Origin of the sequence: Brasilonema sp. UFV-L1 (genome assembly GCF_012912105.1) — a bacterium.
Classification (GTDB): Bacteria; Cyanobacteriota; Cyanobacteriia; order Cyanobacteriales; family Nostocaceae; genus Brasilonema.
The window spans coordinates 72,791-92,022 of the sequence record NZ_QMEA01000005.1; the positions used below are offsets into that span (position 1 = coordinate 72,791).

At 41.1% G+C, this 19,232-nt stretch carries 14 protein-coding genes; 6 read left to right on the top strand and 8 right to left on the bottom strand.

All coding sequences use genetic code 11. The features are described 5' to 3' along the window. The first annotated feature begins 63 nt into the window (after nt 1–63). The 5 genes from DP117_RS02890 (at nt 64) to mgtE (ending at nt 7,859) form a co-directional block, all read left to right on the top strand. Nucleotides 64–1,260: a restriction endonuclease subunit S gene (locus DP117_RS02890; protein WP_169216832.1), complete on the top strand. Its 1,197-nt coding sequence runs from the start codon at nt 64–66 to the stop codon at nt 1,258–1,260. Nucleotides 1,261–1,519: 259 nt separating this feature from the next. After that, nucleotides 1,520–2,101 carry a hypothetical protein gene (locus DP117_RS02895; RefSeq protein WP_169216833.1) on the top strand — a complete coding sequence of 194 codons (582 nt, stop codon included), beginning with the start codon at nt 1,520–1,522 and terminating at the stop codon, nt 2,099–2,101. Between the two features lie 102 nt (nt 2,102–2,203). Continuing rightward, nucleotides 2,204–4,927, top strand: coding sequence for an HsdR family type I site-specific deoxyribonuclease (locus DP117_RS02900; protein ID WP_169216834.1), 2,724 nt, complete (start codon nt 2,204–2,206; stop codon nt 4,925–4,927). Between the two features lie 282 nt (nt 4,928–5,209). Then, entirely contained in the window at nt 5,210–5,932 is a 723-nt protein-coding gene (locus DP117_RS02905; RefSeq protein ID WP_169216835.1) for a SprT family zinc-dependent metalloprotease, read from the top strand. A 583-nt stretch (nt 5,933–6,515) separates the two neighbouring features. Further along, entirely contained in the window at nt 6,516–7,859 is a 1,344-nt protein-coding gene (gene mgtE, locus DP117_RS02910) for a magnesium transporter (protein WP_169216893.1), read from the top strand. 59 nt (nt 7,860–7,918) lie between these two features. Here mgtE and DP117_RS02915 read toward each other — a convergent pair whose 3' ends face one another. Further along, nucleotides 7,919–8,512: a chromophore lyase CpcT/CpeT gene (locus DP117_RS02915; protein ID WP_169216836.1), complete on the bottom strand. Its 594-nt coding sequence runs from the start codon at nt 8,510–8,512 to the stop codon at nt 7,919–7,921. A 275-nt stretch (nt 8,513–8,787) separates the two neighbouring features. Between DP117_RS02915 and DP117_RS02920 the strand changes: the two genes are divergently transcribed. Then, complete coding sequence (locus tag DP117_RS02920; protein ID WP_169216894.1) at nt 8,788–10,023, top strand: tetratricopeptide repeat protein; 1,236 nt, start codon at nt 8,788–8,790, stop codon at nt 10,021–10,023. 78 nt (nt 10,024–10,101) lie between these two features. On the opposite strand, the gene DP117_RS02925 is transcribed toward DP117_RS02920, so the two are convergent. From DP117_RS02925 to DP117_RS02955, 7 genes are all read right to left on the bottom strand, one after another. Next, a complete protein-coding gene (locus DP117_RS02925; protein ID WP_169216837.1) occupies nt 10,102–11,367 on the bottom strand; it encodes a glycosyltransferase in 1,266 nt (421 codons plus the stop codon). A gap of 333 nt (nt 11,368–11,700) precedes the next feature. Further along, nucleotides 11,701–12,960, bottom strand: a complete 1,260-nt coding sequence (locus DP117_RS02930) for a glycosyltransferase family 2 protein (protein ID WP_169216838.1) — start codon at nt 12,958–12,960, stop codon at nt 11,701–11,703. 108 nt (nt 12,961–13,068) lie between these two features. Beyond that, nucleotides 13,069–13,476: a DUF2141 domain-containing protein gene (locus DP117_RS02935; protein ID WP_248277499.1), complete on the bottom strand. Its 408-nt coding sequence runs from the start codon at nt 13,474–13,476 to the stop codon at nt 13,069–13,071. Nucleotides 13,477–13,705: 229 nt separating this feature from the next. Continuing rightward, on the bottom strand, nt 13,706–14,689 hold the full coding sequence (locus DP117_RS02940) for a glycosyltransferase family 2 protein (RefSeq protein WP_169216840.1): 984 nt from the start codon (nt 14,687–14,689) through the stop codon (nt 13,706–13,708). A 364-nt stretch (nt 14,690–15,053) separates the two neighbouring features. After that, on the bottom strand, nt 15,054–16,058 hold the full coding sequence (locus DP117_RS02945) for an NAD(P)-dependent oxidoreductase (protein WP_169216841.1): 1,005 nt from the start codon (nt 16,056–16,058) through the stop codon (nt 15,054–15,056). A gap of 62 nt (nt 16,059–16,120) precedes the next feature. Continuing rightward, nucleotides 16,121–17,299, bottom strand: a complete 1,179-nt coding sequence (gene devC, locus DP117_RS02950) for an ABC transporter permease DevC (RefSeq protein ID WP_169216842.1) — start codon at nt 17,297–17,299, stop codon at nt 16,121–16,123. A 170-nt stretch (nt 17,300–17,469) separates the two neighbouring features. Then, nucleotides 17,470–18,675: an ABC exporter membrane fusion protein gene (locus tag DP117_RS02955; protein ID WP_169216843.1), complete on the bottom strand. Its 1,206-nt coding sequence runs from the start codon at nt 18,673–18,675 to the stop codon at nt 17,470–17,472. Between the last annotated feature and the right edge of the window lie 557 nt (nt 18,676–19,232).

Here is a 19,232-nt window from a genome sequence, read left to right on the forward strand (position 1 = left end):
GTTGGTGGTAAGAACGGGATGCGGTAGAGGCAAAAATGCTGGAGTTTTTGGAGGAACTTGAGTATGGTTCTAGAGAAGTTTTCCAAAATTGTGACTAATGAGGCATCCCAAGAGAGTAATACCTACTTCAAACAAACCGAAATTGGGGAGATTCCACAGGACTGGGAAATTGTGAGTATTGGTCAGGTATGTGATGTCACATCAGGCGGTACTCCAAGTCGAAACAAGCCAGAATTTTGGAATGGAAATATACCTTGGGTGAAGACTGGCGAAATTAATTACTCTGAAATTAGAGATACAGAGGAAAAGATTACCCAGGAAGGCTTATCTAATTCATCAGCTAAATTGGTACCGCGTGGAACTCTTTTAATGGCTATGTATGGGCAAGGAGTAACACGAGGTAAGGTTGCAATGCTAGGTATTGATGCCGCCTTAAATCAAGCTTGTCTAGCAATTCTACAAGGTGAAAAAATCTATAACCAATTCCTCTATTACTGTTTAACTCGTGAGTACCAAAACCTGCGAGATATAGGTAACGAAACTACTCAAAAGAATCTGAATGCAAGTATTGTCAAGCAGGTTTTGGTTCCCCTCCCTCCCATTCACGAACAAAAGGAAATTGCTGAGATTTTGAGTAGTGTGGATGAGGCGATCGCATCCACCCAGGCAGTCATCGACCAAACCCGCAAAGTCAAGCAGGGACTACTCCAGCAACTCCTCACTCGCGGTATCGGTCATACTAAGTTTAAACATAGTGCGATCGGCAAGATTCCAGAGAGTTGGCAAGTTGTTGAGTTAGGTGGCATCACTACAGACAGTGCTTTTGATCCTCGTTTTTCTGGTGACCTTTACGACCCGAATGGAAACTATGGCAGTGTTAGAACCACTGACATCAATGAGAACTGGGAGATTAACTACGAAACAGTTCCTAGAGCAATGCTTCCCGAAGCTCAATGCGAGAACCATCGTCTCATTGATGGAGATTTATTAGTAACTCGCTCTGGTTCATGTGGAATTGTTTGTGTTTTTAGAGAACAGACAATTCCTATGATTCCAGGAGCATTTTTAATTCGTTTTAGACTCAAAAACTATGCAAACTCTGAGTTTGTAAGACTGGCAATGATGGCACCTACTGCTCAATCTAGTATGGCAACAATGGCTGCTGGTGGAGTACAGAAAAATTTATCAGGCACTAATCTCAAAAAGTTACTGCTTCCTTTGCCATTATTGGATGAACAAGACAAGATAGTTTCTTGTTAGAAAAATGTCTTGCAGTCAGAAAAAAAATCACAGGCAAATTTACAGCAGTTGGAACAACTCAAACGCGGTCTAATGCAAGACCTCCTAACAGGTCGCGTCCGTGTCAAAACAAGCTAATTGGAATAGTGCAGCTAGATTTATTCACGTAAGTTAATATAACAGGGTAAGCAATACCCGCCGAGATATAATAGACTATTGGTGTTTGCTTGCAATAGAATAACTTGTATTTTGCTCGATTCTCTATCTTCAAAACAAATAAATGATTGGCGAAATTATTTCTCTAGTTGACCTCTATTTCAATCGTCGGGATGGCTACAATGAAAAAAAACAGAATTTTTTCACAGAGATTATAGACCCGGCATATTCTGATTTTAAGTTTATGCACAATTATTATTTGCAAGCTTTCCAAAGGTATCGTGATTTGATAAACTCCTCAAATGAGGAACTTAGCCTCAAACACAAAATATTTGATGAAATTTGGAAAGATTATCTATTTAGTGAAGGAGAACGCAGTAGCCTACGAAATTTATCAAATAAATTTTCTCAAGGGGCGAATGATTCTGTTTTTCTGTTTTTTTATGAAATTTACAACTACCTTACAGGTTTAGAGTCTAATTTTCATAATAACTTTAGACGGGATGGCTTTTCAAGTATGGTAGATACAACATCAAATGTGTATTTTGCAATGGTGGATGCTAGCCTAAGAGAAATATTGCAGCAAGGAATATATGACAAAAAAAATGCGATTACTGCCTTAGATGAAATAGTAATGGATTTTCAAAATAGATATATCAGCATAAGCAATCATTACTCTGAAATAAGAAGAAGTATATTTAAGTAAAATCGCACATGACCTTCTGATGCAAAAGTCTTATGGTAAAGCATTAATACTGAAGCGCGGTTATAACTATATATAACCCCTGCTTGTATCTAAAGCTACCGCATGACCTCTGCCACAGAATACACTATAGTTGAAAAACCCTGCATCGATGCCTTAGTTTCCTTCGGCTACACCTGGCTACCACCTGCACAAAATCAAACCGCAAGAGACACCCTTAACCAAGTCATCCTGCGTGACATCTTCATCACCGCCATTCAACGCATCAACGATGTCCCCCAAGAAGTCGCCCGTGCTACTTATCAAGATATGCTCATTGTCACGGATAATGAACAATGGACAAATCTGCTGCGGGGCAATTATAGCCGCAACGTTCCCGGCGAAACCACTAAAAAAACTATCCGCCTGATTAACTTCAAAGAACCAGAGAAAAACACCTTCACCGTCACCAACCAATTTTACGTCAAATCCCAAAACCCCCGCAAACCTGATATTGTCATCTTCATCAACGGCATTCCCCTTGTTGTCCTAGAAGCCAAAAAACCCTTTACCGCCAAAGACAAAACCGGAGAAGCATTCGAGCAAATTAAACAATACGAACGCGATATTCCCCGCCTGTTCTACTCCAACGCCTTCAACCAGATCACAGATGGTGCAAATGTCCTTTACGGTGCAACAGGCGCATCTTCTGCTTATTGGGGAACTTGGAAAGACGAGGGGGAGATGGGGGGAAAGGAGTTTCACAATGAGTTAGAAAAACAACTCTGGTATCTCCTGGAACCTTCCCGACTTCTCGACATCCTGGCGCACTTCATCGTCTTCGAGAAACGAGAACAGAAAGTCATCAAAAAAATCTGTCGCTATCAACAATTTCGCGCTGTCAACAAAATTGTAGACCGAGTACTCGCCCCCCTCCAACCCGACGCCAAACGCCCAGACCGGAAATATCGCAAAGGACTCATTTGGCATACCCAAGGGTCAGGTAAAAGTTTAACAATGGTCTTTGCCACCCTCAAACTCAAAACCCACCGCACTATCAACTCTCCCACTCTGGAGAACCCTAACATCTTAGTCCTCACGGACCGCATCGACTTGGACAACCAAATAGCCAAAACCTTCCAAGCTTGCGGACTTCCCAACCCCACCCGCATACACTCAGGTGAAAACCTCCAGACAGCCATTCATAACAATCCTGTGGGTTTAACTTTACTCTCGACCATTTTTAAATTTGAAGGTTCAGCCAAACAAGCAGCCAACAGCCACAACTGGATTATTTTAGTTGACGAATGCCACCGCACTCAAGAGAAAGACCTGGGGGCATATTTAGAAAAAACTTTACCTCACGCCTGCTTTATCGGCTTTACTGGTACGCCCATCCAAACGACAGACAAAGACACCTATGAAAATTTTAGTCTCCCCGGTGAAGATTATCTTGATCGCTACAGCATAGATGACGCCGTAGAAGATGGCGCGACTGTCCCCATCCGCTATACCAGTCGCAAAGCCCAATGGCAGGTGGATGAAAAAAAACTCGATATCTTGTTTGACAATTGGTTTGCCAATGAACCGGAAGCCGTCGTAAACAAGATAAAAGCGCGAGGCGTCAAAATTGAAGATTTAGTCAAACACCGCGATCGCATCGAACTGCTAGCTTACGACATTTGGACGCACTTCTCCCTCCATGCTGCCCCAGAAGGATTTAAAGCGCAAATCGTCGCCATTGACCGAGAAGCAATTATTTTATATAATTCTCACAAAGAATTCGGACTTATTGTAGACTACATAGGCGTCACCGAAAACCTCACCTCAGCCCTAGCAACCTACCGCCAAGCCGACGTGATAAACGCCATGCAAGACTTAGAGGTAGAACGCAACCACCTCAAAACCGCCCACGCTGAAGTACTAAAATTCCTCAAACCCATCTCCCGCAACACGGGAAACATCCGCCAAGAATACGACGTTCTCATCCAGCATTTAGGCACAGAGGATAATTGGTACGCCTTTCACCGTCAAGCCAAAGAATTTATCAAAGCTTACGACGCCCTCAGTCCCGACCCCTTGATTCTCGATTACAGAAATGATTTAAAATGGGTTGCCGGATTCTTACCTTTGGGAACCCTCACCTTCGAGAAACGAGAATCCACACTCGGACGCGATGTCAGCGCCAAAATCCGTGAGATGCTAGACGCACACCTCAGCATCACGGGGATTAACACTCTATGTAAGCTGCATGACATCACAGACCCGGCATTTTGGCAAGATTTCAGTAGCGAGAATACTGAACCGGAAATTCAAACTGCTGCGGTACGCAAAAGCGCGGAACTCCGCAAAATCATGCAGCAAAAAGAAGATGAAAATCCCCTTTTCTACGGACTCTTTTCGGAACGAGTTTTAGAAGTTCTGCGCCAGTTTGAACAAGGTCAAATTGCAGCTGCTGAAACTCTCAAGCGGTATGAACAAATTGTACGCGACTTGCAAACGGCTGAACAAGCTCATTCTTCAACTTCTTTAAATCAAAAAGCTTACGGAGTTCTCAAAATTCTAGAGGCATTTCTGCCAACAAATCAAACTCAAGCAAACAGCACTTCCAGCGATTCAGATAATACCAATCCTGACAAGCTTAATCCCTTAGAACAAGCCTCCCTTGCCATTGACGAACTTTATTCCAGCGATGAAACTGCACCTTCTGGCTGGCATTTCAAGGAACAATTACGCAAAGAACTGCGCCAAAAAGTTCGCGCTTTGGTGTTTAACCTGGGACTAGAAAATTGGAAAGAAATTCCTAGTAAAATTGATGAATATGCTATCAAAAACTATCTCAAGACATAGGGAAAAAAGCTATAAAAGGGGACAGATTAACAATTCAAAATTCAATCCGGTGCTGCGCACCGCTGCGCTAACAAAATTTAAGTAGTAAGGTGGGCACTGCCCACAACCTAAAAATAAGGGTTTGAGCAAACGGTAAGCAGTGCCCACCCTACAAAAATTGCTATGACTTATACCAATTTGAAAAAAGAATGCGACAGATACACATTCCCAAACCCAAGTTTCGTTTCGGCTTTCTTCCGGATTGAATTTTGAATTTTGAATTTTGAATTTTGAATTGGTATTATGCCTGTCCTGCAAATCGGTCAAACCAGCATTCCCTACACCGTGCGCTACAGTAACCGCACCAAACGCCAACGCATCGTCGTGACTCCTGAAACTGTAGAAGTCGTTGCACCAGCCGATACGCCCCACGAACAAATTGCTGCTTTTCTCGACAGCAAACGCCGCTGGCTATTCAATGCTGTTGAAGATTGCCGCCCGAAACACTCTACTAAAAATACCCAACACTACGTCAGTGGGGCAAAGGTCTTATACCGAGGTCGTCGCTTAATGTTGCAGGTAGAGGAAGCTGATGTAGAACAAGTTATTATTACTTGTAAAAGCCGCTTTCACATCCAAGTGCCACGTCACCTAACGGAGGATGAAAAACAGGACGCTATTGAGCAGGCATTTATGGCTTGGAAACGCGATCGCGCTTTGCAGGATATCCAATACAACGCCCGAGTCTATGCACGTAAGTTAGGTGTCAAATCACCAGATATCAAGCTTTTCGAGCAGAAACGAGTTTGGGGAACCTGCTCAAAAGACGGGATAATCCGTATTAATTGGCATTTAATCCATGCACCTTTAGCAGTTCTAGAATACGTTGTCGCTCATGAAGTTGTCCACTTATTACATCGTCATCACGGGGATGCCTTTTGGGAAACGCTAAGTAGTGTGATGCCCGACTGGAGAGAGCGCAAAGCTAGTTTAGAATCTTGGGAAGCTGGCTTGCTGCCGTTGTAGCTGGGGTTCATTCAACCCTGGGGGTACTTCTCCAAATTTGAAGAATTTGTTTAGCCCGTTATTTTTGCCGAAATTGTTGTTTTGATAATTGTTGTTCATTTTTTGACTTATTGTGTGGATTTAATTGGTAAGTGATTTGACACTAACGGTACATTACCAAAGAAATTACAATTTACACTTTAAAAAAAATGAAAGGGTTTTGAGCGTGATCGTGGGTTAGAGGCATTGCCAATGTTTTGCGTAACCGATCACAAGGTAAGAAAGTATCTTTTGAAATCAATTTATACTGTTGACATAAACGAAAACAGTAGTAGAATGCTACTCAAATCAACAGGCTTCAGGGTGATGAAAGATTTCGTGAAATGGAATTAAACTTTCATCTTCTGATTTTTCTGACTTTGGACATCTACCGGATTACGCTGTTCCGGGTTAGTATTATGAATTAGCGATGCCATTTTGTAATGGTCATCGATGTTGAATTTCTGAGATTTTATGGACCGAAGTCCACAAGACGGCAGTACTAACCTCCTCTGATCTGGCGAGTTTGTCTCCCAGCGCGGGGGAGGCATTTGGAGGTATTATGATGCTCATACAAGATGTTCGCAATTCGCCGATTGACATTGCCGACTTAAACCAACTTAAGTTGGATTTGAATGGCACACAACCCGTGGATGTGGGGGAGTACATTACACAATTGCCCAAGCAACAGCGGGCGATCGCATTCCGTTTACTCAATAAACATCAAGCAATTGATGTTTTTGAATATCTACCGTCAGAAGTCCAGGAAGAAATCATAAATTCCCTGCACGATGTTCAAGTTGCACAAATTGTCGAGGCGATGAGTCCGGATGAACGTGCAGAATTATTTGACGAGTTACCAGCTGGAGTTGTCAAACGCCTGTTGCAAGAACTGAGTCCAGAACAACGACAAGCAACAGCAACGATTCTTGGCTATGCTGAAGGCACTGCAGGACGTGTGATGACAACAGAATACGTGCTGTTGCGAGATGGATTGACTGTCGGAGAAGCCTTGAGTAAAATCCGCCGTCAGGATGAAGATAAAGAGACGATTTACTACGCCTACGTCACAGACGATAACCGCAAACTAGTCAGTGTTGTTTCATTACGACAGTTGTTATTTACCTTTCCTGATGTTCTGATCAGAGATATCGCAAGCGATCGCGTCATTAAGGTAAGAACAGAAACGCCCCAGGAAGAAGTTGCCCGAATCATGAAGCGATATGACTTAATCGCTGTCCCTGTGGTTGATCGAGAAGAGAGACTAGTGGGTATTGTCACGATTGATGATGTGGTTGATATTTTGGAAGAAGAAGCCACAGAAGATATTCAAAAACTCGCGGGTGTGAGTGGCGATGAAGCAGCCTTGTCTTCTCCTCAAGTCACTCTTCGCAAGCGATTGCCTTGGTTACTGGGAAACATTGCTTTGTACATTGGTGCAGCTAGTGCGATCTCTCCGTTTCAAAGAGTTATTGCACAAGTGCCAGTTCTGGCAATCATCATGCCTATTTTGGCTAACAGTAGTGGAAATGTTGCCTTCCAGGTAGTATCAGTGACAGTACGTGGTCTTGGTGTCGGAGAAGTGACACCTAATGACACCATACCACTTCTCCGAAAAGAGATTTTAGCGGGTGTAGGTACAGCAATAGCATTAGGTATGGCTCTTGGTGGACTATCGCTCATTTGGTCGCCTCCACACGAACGTTGGGTATCGATAGTTGCAGGGCTAGTGATGGTTGTGAATGTACTACTAGCTGCCTCTCTGGGAACAGTACTACCGATGACTTTGAAGCGGTTAAATCTCGATCCAGCCTTAATTAGTGGTCCTTTATTGACTACAACTTTAGACGCGATTGGATTTTTTACTTTCCTTTCGATGATTTCAGTGGCGCTGCAAGTCTTTAGATAGGTGTTGTCCAATGTTTATCATCGGGCAGGTGTACCGCCTGCCCCAAAATACAAGGCGCTTCACTGGAGTTTCACTTCGTCTGCAAAACTCGCCCAGCGAACAAAGTGAAATGCCCCAGCAACAGAACCCCAGATATGCTCATCGGTTTGGAAGTCACGTCCGCGATCAGTACTCATAAGTTTGTGTTCATCAATCTCAAATTCATTATCAAGGTAGGTCTTTTGCCCATCGCGAACGACAATGCAGCCCTTACCTGGCTCTACCGTGCCTTTAAAGTTGTGACCTGTCCACTCTACAATCATGCTGCAGCCTGGTAGTTTTTCTAGATCTTCTACAGTTAAAGTTTTCAAGCGTTCGAGATTACGGGATGCACCGTAGAACTTTTGTTCTTCCTTGACGCTGTAGTGCTCAATGAGTATGTGGCTTTCTGCATTTATCAATTTTAGTACCCTTAAACGATAAGGGAAATTAAGTTGATAGTCGTAAGCTTGTTCAAGAAATAAACTTACCCCAGATAATAATTCCAAAGGTAAAGGACGTATACAAACGCGAATGTGGGCAAAAAAAGGTGGGTTTTCAAAAGCTTGTTCTTGATTGCTGAAATCTGCTGCCATCCAACGAGCTAACGTGGCAATATCAGTAGAATGAGTCATTTTTCCAATCTTAGATTCTGAATTTTGGATTGGGTTAACCAAGCTACTTGGTATTAAAAACTACCAAGGTGTAGCTGGATAAAATAAATTGTATTAGGAAGTATTGTATAGCTTGTAGTTGGCTCTCAGGAGAATTTTTTGCGGACTATCGTCAAGTAGGGAAAGATTCTAAATTTTGAAAGGACACTCGCACAGAAAGGGTTCCCCGACTTGAGCGAAGTGTCGGATGCGTGAATTAATTTGTCTTTGTGATGCAACAAAAAGGTAAAATGTCTATCCTACGGCGCTTAAGTGTTACCATGACTGCCACTGTTACAGTCTGTCTCGTTTGCAGTTCGCTAACACTAGCAGCGAGCAAAAAGCCTCAACAGCCAGATAAATTTCCTCCGAATCCGCTAGAAATTACCGCACCAGATCCACTGCTACCACGTTCACCAAAAGATAAAAAGCCGCTGACTCCCGAAGAGAGTCAAAATTTAGAACCAGCGTTAGAGCAGCTCAATCAACAAGCTACAGCTACACTACAAGCAGGAGACAAGGTAACAGCATTCGATATTTGGAACCGAGAACTGCGCTTGCGTCGCTTTTTAGGTCCATTACCAGAGGTGCAAGCACTGTCACGGGTGGGTGAAATTGCCTGGAGAGAAAACGAGCGCCAGGAGGTGCAGTATATCACACAACGGTTGCAAGCTATCCAAAAACAAGCGACGAAATCCAAAAAAACGATAGATTTACAATTGTTGCGAGCCATCGGTCAAGCTTACCAACAAGTGCGATCGCCTAAACAGGCGCTACAGGTTTATGAGCAAGTTCTAGCAGCAGTGCGACAACAAGGAGATACTACAGCAGAAGTAGATATACTAAAGACCCTTGGAGAATTATATCTAGCTTGGTTTGATTATGCATCAGCAGCGGTGACTTACGAGAAATTGCTCACTTTCACTTCCTCAAGAGGCGAGTCTGCTAACGAAGTAGCATATCTACAACAACTCGCTTATATTTACAAGCAAGAAAAACAACTAGAGAAATCAATAAAGATACGTAATCAGCTAGCACAAATCTACCAAAGCCAAAACAACTTTATCCAATTACCAGCATTGAAGCAGGAGATTGCCTCAGATTATGAATCTTTAGCACGAGAAAACCCCAGCTTACTACAAGAAGCTTTCAAAAATTATAAAGAAGCCTATACCATAGCTTGGCAATTACAGCAATACGTTCCTGCTAGTGAAGCTTTGCAAAAGTTAATTGCGTTGTATCGTTCTCAAGGACAAATGGAAGAGGCTTTACAAGCCAGCCAAGTTCTCTTGCAGGCACAAGAGCAAGCGGTCAACTTTTACGGTTTAATGAATGCTTATGACCAAATTGGGCAAATTCATTTGGAACGTAAAGACTATCCACAAGCATTAACAGCTTTTCAAAAAGGGCTACAGCTAGCACAACAATTGAACCATAACGAAGCATATTTCACCCAGCAAATTCAAAAAATCTCTGGGCAAACTTCTCGGTAAAGAGGATGAGGAGGGAGAGAGGGAAGGAGGATACATTTTCCCACACTCACTCTCTATTTCATCTGCGGTTCACGTTGTTTACACGACCTTTGCTTCTAGCTGTTTACGTGTTTGAACAAGCTCATAAAGTTTATCTTCAAACTTTTCCATACATGCTGACCAATCAAATTCAAGTATGGAGAGGCGGGCTTGTTGAGACATTTCTTTTTTCAGTTCAGGATTTTGAAGAATTGCAATCACCTTGTCAGCAAAATCAGTTGGGTTATTTGCTTGAGCTAACAAGCCATTGAAACCGGGTTTGATTTGCTCCAAAGTTGAGGGTGCAACAGCAGCTACAACAGGGGTACCAGAAGCCAAAGCTTCGTTATTTGATGTGCAGAAGTTTTCAGTCAGTGAGGGATTGACAAAAACATCTGCACGAGCATACCAACCTAAAAGTTCTGTTCCGTGGGACTCGCCCCATACAGTCACACCGGATTTAAACTCTTCAGCACGCTTACGGATTTCCGTATCATAAGGACCACTTCCAATGATGACCAAATGGACATCAGGAATTTTGGCAGCGATGAGTGGATATGCGTCTATAAGTTGAGTAACATTCTTTTCTGCGGTAATGCGTCCGACAAAAAGCAGAGTTGGTCGGTTATCGTTAGGGATAGGGTTATAACAGATGTTTTCTGGATTGAATTTTTGACAATTAACTCCTTGAAAGGGGAGATATTCACTGCGTTGGCATTTCATCTGTTCGTACTTAGCAAGCTGTTTTCGAGAAGGAAAGAGATTGACATCATAAACTTCGCTGAACTGCTTAATCAAAAAGGGGATGATGGGACGAATCAGGCTGAAAAACTGATTTCCTAAGTAATATTCGATATAGGCAACAATATCTGTATGAAAGAGAGATATTATCGGGGTACCTGTTTGCTTTGCGTATTCAGCCCCAATCGGACGACCGTAACCTTGTAAATAAAGTGAGTAAAATCCTCTGATTTGCGCCGCTTCTTCAACGACTATAATATCAGGTTGGAACTTCTCTAATAACTTAGTATCACTCCAATGCCGATAGTGTAATGGTTGTGGAAGAGACTTGTAAAATATCAGCGGTTGTGTTGGAAATGCGTAGGCAGAAAAATTAGGAAAAGGGTTTAACTCTTCTATCCCTGGCATGGGACGGTTGCTAACAGATTTGGGAAATTTGTCGTTGAGTTGAGGGTGAACAAGAAAGACTTCATGCCCTTGTTCTAACAGCCAGCAAACTCGCTGGTGTACTGCTACAGAAACTCCCGCTAAGAAAGGAGCATACAAACTTGTAAAAATCGCAATACGAAGAGGTTGCTTGTTCATAATTTCTGTGTATTTTTGTATTTTAATAGAGCTAAAAACTGCTGTCCAATAAAAGTAAAATTGTCAGCAATAGCTCAGATGAATTTAGGATTTACGCATTGCTAAATATTCTTAATAAACTGGATAATTTCTCTGTCTTTAGTTACCATATTTATGGTATTTTTAAGTCGAGATATAATTAGTGAATATGAATCTATTTTGCCAATTATTTTAAGAAACTACGTCTACCAATTCGCTACTCTAGATTACGGATTTTTGAAGTATCAGGTCGTCTACTCGTTCCCACACTCTGGGTGGGAACAAGAAATGTAGTTAATAATTACGAATTACCAACTATATAGAAACCTTATTATTATTAGGTTGATCTAATAACCGATAAGGACGGTATTCAACTAAACGGATGCCCCAAGGACCTTTGATTTGATAGGTGACTCCGCGCCAGTTAACTCTTCGCATCCTCAGGGATAATATCATCGCTAATCCGTAAACCCACTGTGTTAAGGGAATTGCTATTAGCATTTTCACTATTGTTAGAGCTGACAATTTTGTCATCGGCTCACCATGTTTGCGAATGACTTGCTGTACTGCTTGCTCCAATGCCAGCATCAGAAAAAGTAATCCCAGTGTATAAATGCTAAAGCAGCTAAACGACAAAGCCGCAACATTCCATTCTCCGCTCAATAACGCTACTAGAGACAACATCATGACAAGAGTAGGCATCAGTATGCTGGAAATCGCATCACTCACTACAGCCGGCCATAATGGGTGATAAAGCCGAGTACAGAGTAGTTGGCGCATTATCCAGTATCTTAAGGTAGGTAATTCGCACTCTTCCCGATTGAGCATGATTAGAGAAGGCACAAACTTGACCCGCATCCCATATTTTTCCAAGACCTTGCGGATCATGGTATCTTCGTTGAAGGCTTGTCCCCACTTATCTAGCAGTTCTGTTTGGCGAAGTAGTTCTGTTTTCACAGCCAAAGTCCCACCCCAAGGAATTCGGAACACATACATTTGCACCACTGTAGATACGTTACCTACGTACCGCACCAAAGACCCCCAATATCTACCTGTCGGCAGGTACCAACGGTTACCTGTGGTCGCTCCGACTTTGGGATGGGCTAGAGGGCTGACTAATTCACGTAACCAATTGGGATGGACGACTGTATCAGCATCTACTAGGGCAACGACTTTGTAGGAATCGTCTAAATCCGAGACAGCTTGCACTAGGGAACTGCATTTAAGACTACAATTTTGGCGCGCTATCTTCAAAGGGCTAATTTGGACGTTAGTCGCTGTTTGCTCCCGGATCGTATCAGTGGCAATTTTCCAAGCGGGATCTTCCTGACTATCAACAATCAGCTTTAAATCATACCGTGGGTAGTTCTGATTCAACAGCGATCGCAAGCAGTTAGTCAAAAACGGATCAGCCCCGCGTAAACAGAGAATAACTGCAGTTTTAGGCAACTCGTCGTCTGGTAATGAGTTTTTCTGGGATGAGCGCAGGTACAACAAAAAAACAACCGTTATACACATTTGAATAGCCAACCAGCCCAGCAAAGACTTAGACAGGAATATCGCCAACTCTTTCATAATTCAGTGTCGTCTTTTATGAAGTGAGCAATTATCACTAAACAGTGAACAGTTAACAGTGTTAGCTACAGATAACTGTTCACTTTTCACTCTTTACTGTTTGATGTTTTATGGGTCGAGTGAATATTTCATGTCTATATTGATAGTTGTATTTTTTTTGAGCAGAAAACTCGCATCGCGAAACTTTGGTGTGCCCGTTGATATTGATACAGTTGGATTTTTGGAAATACCAAAACCTTCTTTTGGAATACCGAAAAAGTCTTTGTTTAGTTTGTGGTCTCCATTTTGGTCATCAACTACGGCGACAGCATAAGTTCCTGGCTTCAAGCCTGAGAACTGCTTCTTCACAGAACTTCCTGTTATCTGAGTGCAACCACTTTGTATTTCACTAGTATTACTATCAGGAAATCCTTTTTCACTGGAGTATACTCTTAGGCAAACTTGACCTTTTTTATGATGTAGCCCATTGACGACAACGGTGAGTGTTGCAGGTGACTCTGCATTCACTGTTCTCATTAAACTGATGATTGCTATGATAGCGAGAAAAAAAGTGTTGGCTTGAAATATTCTAAACATAATCTATGCAGTTATCAACAAGTTCTTTTACTTTGGTTTTAAGAAGTAGAAAAGTGTTTTTGAGCTTTTTCTACTTGAGTGGCAAGGAACTATAAATAGCTTCAGTCTGTTCTATTAATCCTGTAGGCGATCGCCTACAGGCTTGATGTTAGAATGTAACTGAGTTAATTTAAAAAACGCTTGCCTGTTGTTGTATTGGTTTTCTTTGCAAACGTTTAGAGAACATTTGAGCAGCTAGAAGCAGGTCTTTTATCAAAAGATATTCTGTTCCTTTTAGCTGTTTTAGCAAACTGACATGGCAACAAATTCGCTCGTAGTAATTCAGTGGTGAATACCATATGGAGAACAAATACTCCCAAAATATTCTCCAATGTGGAACCAAAATTTTACCCTTCTTTGACGAATCAAACCACACTGTATATGAATAGTAATCAGGCAGCATACTCAACGAGTATTGTGGATTCTTGTTAGCAAGCAACAAGTAATTTGGAAAGAACATACTCATTGATTGTTGCGGATGGCTTCTAGCAAAAAACAGATATTCGGAAATTTCATAAAACCGACCGACTAAACCAAGTCTTAATAAGAAAATTCCGTCTGCATGACCGTAACTGCCCATAGGTGGTATCATTCTGAGGGCGCTGGCGCGTATCACTCCATAAATTTGGTAGCACAGGTGTTTAGCAAGAAGCTCATGAAAACGCTTATGTGATTTTGGTGAATCAGTTTGGAGTTGAATATCGTAGTTTTGTAGAAATTTATTGTGTTCGTCAATGAAATAGGTCTTGGAGTGACACAAGATAATGGTATTGTCTTTGTCAAGTACCTCAATGCACTTCATGAGAAAATCTGGAGCATGCAGATCATCATGAGCTGCCCATTTAAAGTACTCACCTGAAGACAATTCAAAGACGCGATTGAAGTTACGAGCACAACCGATATTCTTTTCATTGCGGTAGTAACGAATGCGTTTATCTTTAACAGCGTATGCTCTACAAATTTCCTCAGTTTTGTCTGTAGATGCATTATCTGAGATAATTAACTCGAAATCTTCAAAGGTCTGAGCCAAAAGTGAATCTATGGCTTCTTTGATAAATTTTTCGCCATTGTATACAGGTAGTCCAATGCTCAATCTTGGCTGGTTATTGCTCATAAGAAAAACATTGTGCAGAGATTCCGTGAAATATGAGATTTGTGACGTTGTAAAAAGGAGTCGTGACGTCAGTCGTCAGAAGTCAGAAGATCCCCACGGATAAATCCGGGGGCTTTAGCAATGATGCAATTCGCTTTTCTTTTTTCCACGGATAAATCCGGGGGCTTTAAACCATGATTCATCCGCCAGTCGCACAGAATACATTCTGTATTCTGGCGACTGACGCCTCTATTCTTCTTCGGTAAAAATTTGAAGCAGGAACTTTTTGTTGTTTGGAGTCTGGGATGAAAAGCAAAGTAAGTAGTGCTTAAGTGCTTAAGCACTACGACTTCTACGACTTAAGGATGGGGTCTCAGTGAGAACTCTATTGCATCAATTTTTGAATGTCTACTTTTTTCAGCCATTCCTGTGTCAGACGCATTCCCTCTTTTAAATCAACTGTTGGTTGATAACTTAACAACTTTTGTGCTTTAGCAATTGAATAAGCGTAAGGGCGAGACATAAAATCTACAGCTTCTGGTAGAATATCGGCTTGTTTGCGAAAGAGTTTTTGCCCTTGATAACGCAACTGGAGAAATAATTTCAGTTCATCTTTTGGTAAAGAAAAAGGTGCGGCAAAACCTGCTACCTCTGCTAACTTTGTAAAATATTCTTTCCAAGTTGTTTCTTGTCCATCAGTCACATTAAAAATTTCTCCATATGCTTCTTTTTCAATAGCAAGAAAAATGGCATCAATGAGGTTATCAATGTACACATGATTAATCACTCCTCGCCCATCATTAGCATAGGCAAATAATCTTTGCCTCATCATCATAAGCGGTCGAATCGTCCAGGGAATACTTCCAGGTCCGTAAACATCTCCTGGTCTAATGATAATGATGCCAAAATTGTCAGGCTCATTCAGTTCTAAAAGTGCTTTTTCAGCTTCTATTTTTGTCTGACAGTAGGGATTATTTTCACCACATAATGGTCCATCTTCTGTGATGTGCTCAGGATAGTTAAAACCGTAAACAAGAACACTTGAGAGATGAACAAAAGTTTTGACACCAGCATTCTTGGCAGCTTTCACTATGTTAATTGTTCCCTCAACATTTATTTTGCGAAATTGGTCTAGTGAACCACCTTCTTTTGCCAGTTCATCTGTGTGTAAAACTATGTCTACTCCAAGACACGCTTTTTGAGCAACAGTTGGATCCGTGATACTGCCATAAATGACTTTAGCACCTAAATTTTGTGCTTTCTTGTTCTTATCTGAAGAATCTTGTAATCCACAAACCTTCATCCCTTGTGACAGAGCTCGTTCTGTCGCACGCAAGCCAATAAATCCGCTAGTTCCAGTGATCAGGAGAGTTTTGTTGTTCAAGTTCATAGAGGATAGAAGATTGTAATGAAAAATTGAGATTGATTGAAAAGAATCCAGAATTCAGAATGCTAGAAAATATCTGCTGGGTCTGTAGACCGGAGTTTATTAATAGCTAATGCTCCAGAAATCATACACATCAATATTGTTGAGATGAAGACGATGACTGCATTGTTTACAGACATCATGATCGGTAATTTAGTGACTTGCATCGCAAAATCATATAAACCTAAAGAAACAGCAAATCCAGGTATGTAACCGAAAACTGCTAATATAAAAGCTTGCTGAAACACAACATGAAAGAGATAATTATTTGCATAACCTATAGCTTTTAAAGTCGCATAAGCTATTAATTGATTAGAAATATTACTGTAAAGAATTTGATAAACAATGACTATACCAACTACAGAAGCCATAGATAACATGAGATTTAGTATAAAACCAATTGGTGTTCTGTTAGCCCAATATTCTTTTTCAAAATCAATAAATCCTTGACGGGTAAAGACTATGATATCGTTAGGTAAATTAGCTTGTAACTCTCGCTGAACATTTAGCGGATTAACATTAGGCTTAAGAGTTATTGCTCCCACATCTATCATTTCTGCTGGGCGACTGTTTGGAAATATTCTAAGGAAAGTAGAGTCACTGACAATTAAGTTTCCATCTACTCCAAATGAAGGACCTAAACTGAATAACCCACCAACTCTCACTCGATAACCAGCTAATGAATTAAAGGGAAAAATTTCAATAATCTGTTCAGTCTGTTCCTTTTCAAATTTATATGCAATATCTCCAAACTCTGGTCGAGAATTACGGTCAAAAAGCACAACATCCGGAATTTTAATTTTATCTACATTTTCTTCAATTTCTGGTATATTTATAACAGGCTTACCTGGTTCAAACCCAATCACATATATTGAGTATTTCTGACCATTAACAGGATTTTTAAATTTAGCAAATCCTATATACATCGGACTGACAGACTCAACACCATTAAACCCCAAGGCTTGATACAATCGAGTCCGGAAAAAACTTTGATTTGCTGTTAATGCTTTATATTGAGAGCTCACTAAAAATAAATCACCTTGGAGATGTCGATGCACTTGGGTTGCGCTGGAATAAAGAGCATCTTGAAAACCAAGTTGTATAAACATCAAAATCACAATAAAAGCAATACCAGCGACAGCGACAAGAGAACGAACTTTGTTTCGGATGAGTTGCAGCCATGCCAAAGGAATTTTAAAAACCATGATTCCAGCCTTTAATACAGTTATCAGTTATCAGTTATCAGTTATCAGTTATCAGTTACCAGTTATCAGTTTGAAGAAGAATTCAGAATACAGAATTCAGTATTCAGAAGGAAGAAATAAAGAATTCCGACTTCTGACTTCTGACTCCTGACTCCTTCACTGTTCACTGTTCACTGAATGTGAATGGCGGCATCAACTTGTAAGTTGGTTAAATTTGCCACCTTTTGACTATCTGCTGGATCATCAATACGGATTTTTACCTGAATAACTCTACGATCTGTGTCTGCGGCTGGATTAACACTGAGAATATTTTGTCTGTCAACTTGCAAACCAATTTCACTGACGGTTCCTTTTATTTTTTGGGGAAATGCAGTGCTGGTGATTGTTGCTTTTTGACCGATACGGACTTTGCCAATATCAGTTTGATAAACTTCTGCTATCACATTCATTTGAGATGTTTTACCTATCTCAACAATCCCTTCATTACTGTTCACTTCTCCTGTTTTGGCGTGAATTTTTAAAATTCTTCCATCTATGGGAGATTTGAGGTACGTTAAATCATAGTCTGCTTTTGCTTGTTGAACAGCACTTATAGCACTCTGAACTTCAGTTTCTGCTAACTTAACATCAACAACACGTACTTCTTTGATACTCCCTAGTTTAGCTTTTGCCTCTTTGAGCTGTTCGTTTATACTGTTGACAGTAGTGTCAAGGTTTGCTTTGGCTTCTGTTAGTTGCTGTTGCACTGTCTGTTGTTGCAAACGCTTGCTATCTGCAACAGAAGCAGAAATAGCACCTTCTTTATAAAGTTGCTGGTATCGATTGTTTTCGGTTTGAGCATTTTCTAACTCAGCCTCCAAGCGTCTGACTGTCGCTTGCTTAGCTGCTACTTCTGTTGTTGATTGTGATTTTAAGCGGGCGATCGCCGCGAGTTGAGCTTCTATATCTCCTGATTTAGCTCCAGCTTTGACTTGCGCGAGTTGAGCTTGAGCAACTTGAACTTTGTCTAAAGCTTGTTGTAAAGCTGCCCGACTACGAGCATAACCTTCCAACAAAGCCACAACCTGTCCAGCACGAACTTTATCTCCTTCTTTAGGAAACATTTTTTCAACTCGGACGCCAGAGAGTGAACTAGGAGCAACCAACCTCGTCACTTCACCTTGAGGCTGCAAACGTCCCAAGGCAGTCACAGCAACTTTCGTAACTTTTGTTGGAGGGACTTCTGGAGCTTTTACTGCTTGAGTATGAACGTTGGATCTTCGTGAAAAATTATGAAAAAAGAGCAGTCCGGTTGCTGAAGCAATAAGAGCTGCTAATATAATTTGCCACCGATTCGAGGGTTTTGTGTATAACTGGCTTTCTTTTTCTGATGCCATATTTTCATCTCAATTGTGTTATACCGAAGGGTAGCTTGAATTGGGTATACCAGTTGATTGTTGTGGACACATCTGGAAATTCATCCAGAGAACTTTTCCTGTGTGAATCTGATATTTCTGACTGGAAAAGTTTTGTGAGTTTTAGAAACTTTTGTACGCAATTGCTTTAGAAAAAAAACTACCAAGGATAACTATGTCACTGAGAAAAGACAAGTTGTCTCGTAACACAAAAATCTACTCATTTCTATTCCAACATAAATAACCTTGGAGCAATTAGTTTCAAAACCTAGAAACGCTTCTAAGAAACTTCAGTCTCAAGTTTCACGAAGCTACGTCAGATATAATTTGCGAAAACTTGTCTTCCATAGTGTCAAATAACTTTATTTTTGTCAACCAGAAAAGCATATATTTCATATGATTTTTTGACGAGGTCTTACTCGCCGAAAATTGGCAGCCTTACTACTACGAGTACCCGTCTTGTCCCACCGATCAATCAAACAAAGGAGCCACTGCTCGACGCTTAGTTCCCCGGCAGTCCCGCATGTGGCGTACTGCCA

Coding starts and splice junctions, on each gene's coding strand:
- DP117_RS02925 (WP_169216837.1), bottom strand. CDS start 11,367: ATGAACAAGCAACCTCTTCGTATTGCGATTTTTACAAGTTTGTATGCT.
- DP117_RS02905 (WP_169216835.1), top strand. CDS start 5,210: ATGCCTGTCCTGCAAATCGGTCAAACCAGCATTCCCTACACCGTGCGC.
- DP117_RS02945 (WP_169216841.1), bottom strand. CDS start 16,058: ATGAACTTGAACAACAAAACTCTCCTGATCACTGGAACTAGCGGATTT.
- DP117_RS02930 (WP_169216838.1), bottom strand. CDS start 12,960: ATGAAAGAGTTGGCGATATTCCTGTCTAAGTCTTTGCTGGGCTGGTTG.
- DP117_RS02955 (WP_169216843.1), bottom strand. CDS start 18,675: ATGGCATCAGAAAAAGAAAGCCAGTTATACACAAAACCCTCGAATCGG.
- mgtE (WP_169216893.1), top strand. CDS start 6,516: ATGCTCATACAAGATGTTCGCAATTCGCCGATTGACATTGCCGACTTA.
- devC (WP_169216842.1), bottom strand. CDS start 17,299: ATGGTTTTTAAAATTCCTTTGGCATGGCTGCAACTCATCCGAAACAAA.
- DP117_RS02900 (WP_169216834.1), top strand. CDS start 2,204: ATGACCTCTGCCACAGAATACACTATAGTTGAAAAACCCTGCATCGAT.
- DP117_RS02940 (WP_169216840.1), bottom strand. CDS start 14,689: ATGAGCAATAACCAGCCAAGATTGAGCATTGGACTACCTGTATACAAT.
- DP117_RS02915 (WP_169216836.1), bottom strand. CDS start 8,512: ATGACTCATTCTACTGATATTGCCACGTTAGCTCGTTGGATGGCAGCA.
- DP117_RS02890 (WP_169216832.1), top strand. CDS start 64: ATGGTTCTAGAGAAGTTTTCCAAAATTGTGACTAATGAGGCATCCCAA.
- DP117_RS02895 (WP_169216833.1), top strand. CDS start 1,520: ATGATTGGCGAAATTATTTCTCTAGTTGACCTCTATTTCAATCGTCGG.
- DP117_RS02935 (WP_248277499.1), bottom strand. CDS start 13,476: ATGAGAACAGTGAATGCAGAGTCACCTGCAACACTCACCGTTGTCGTC.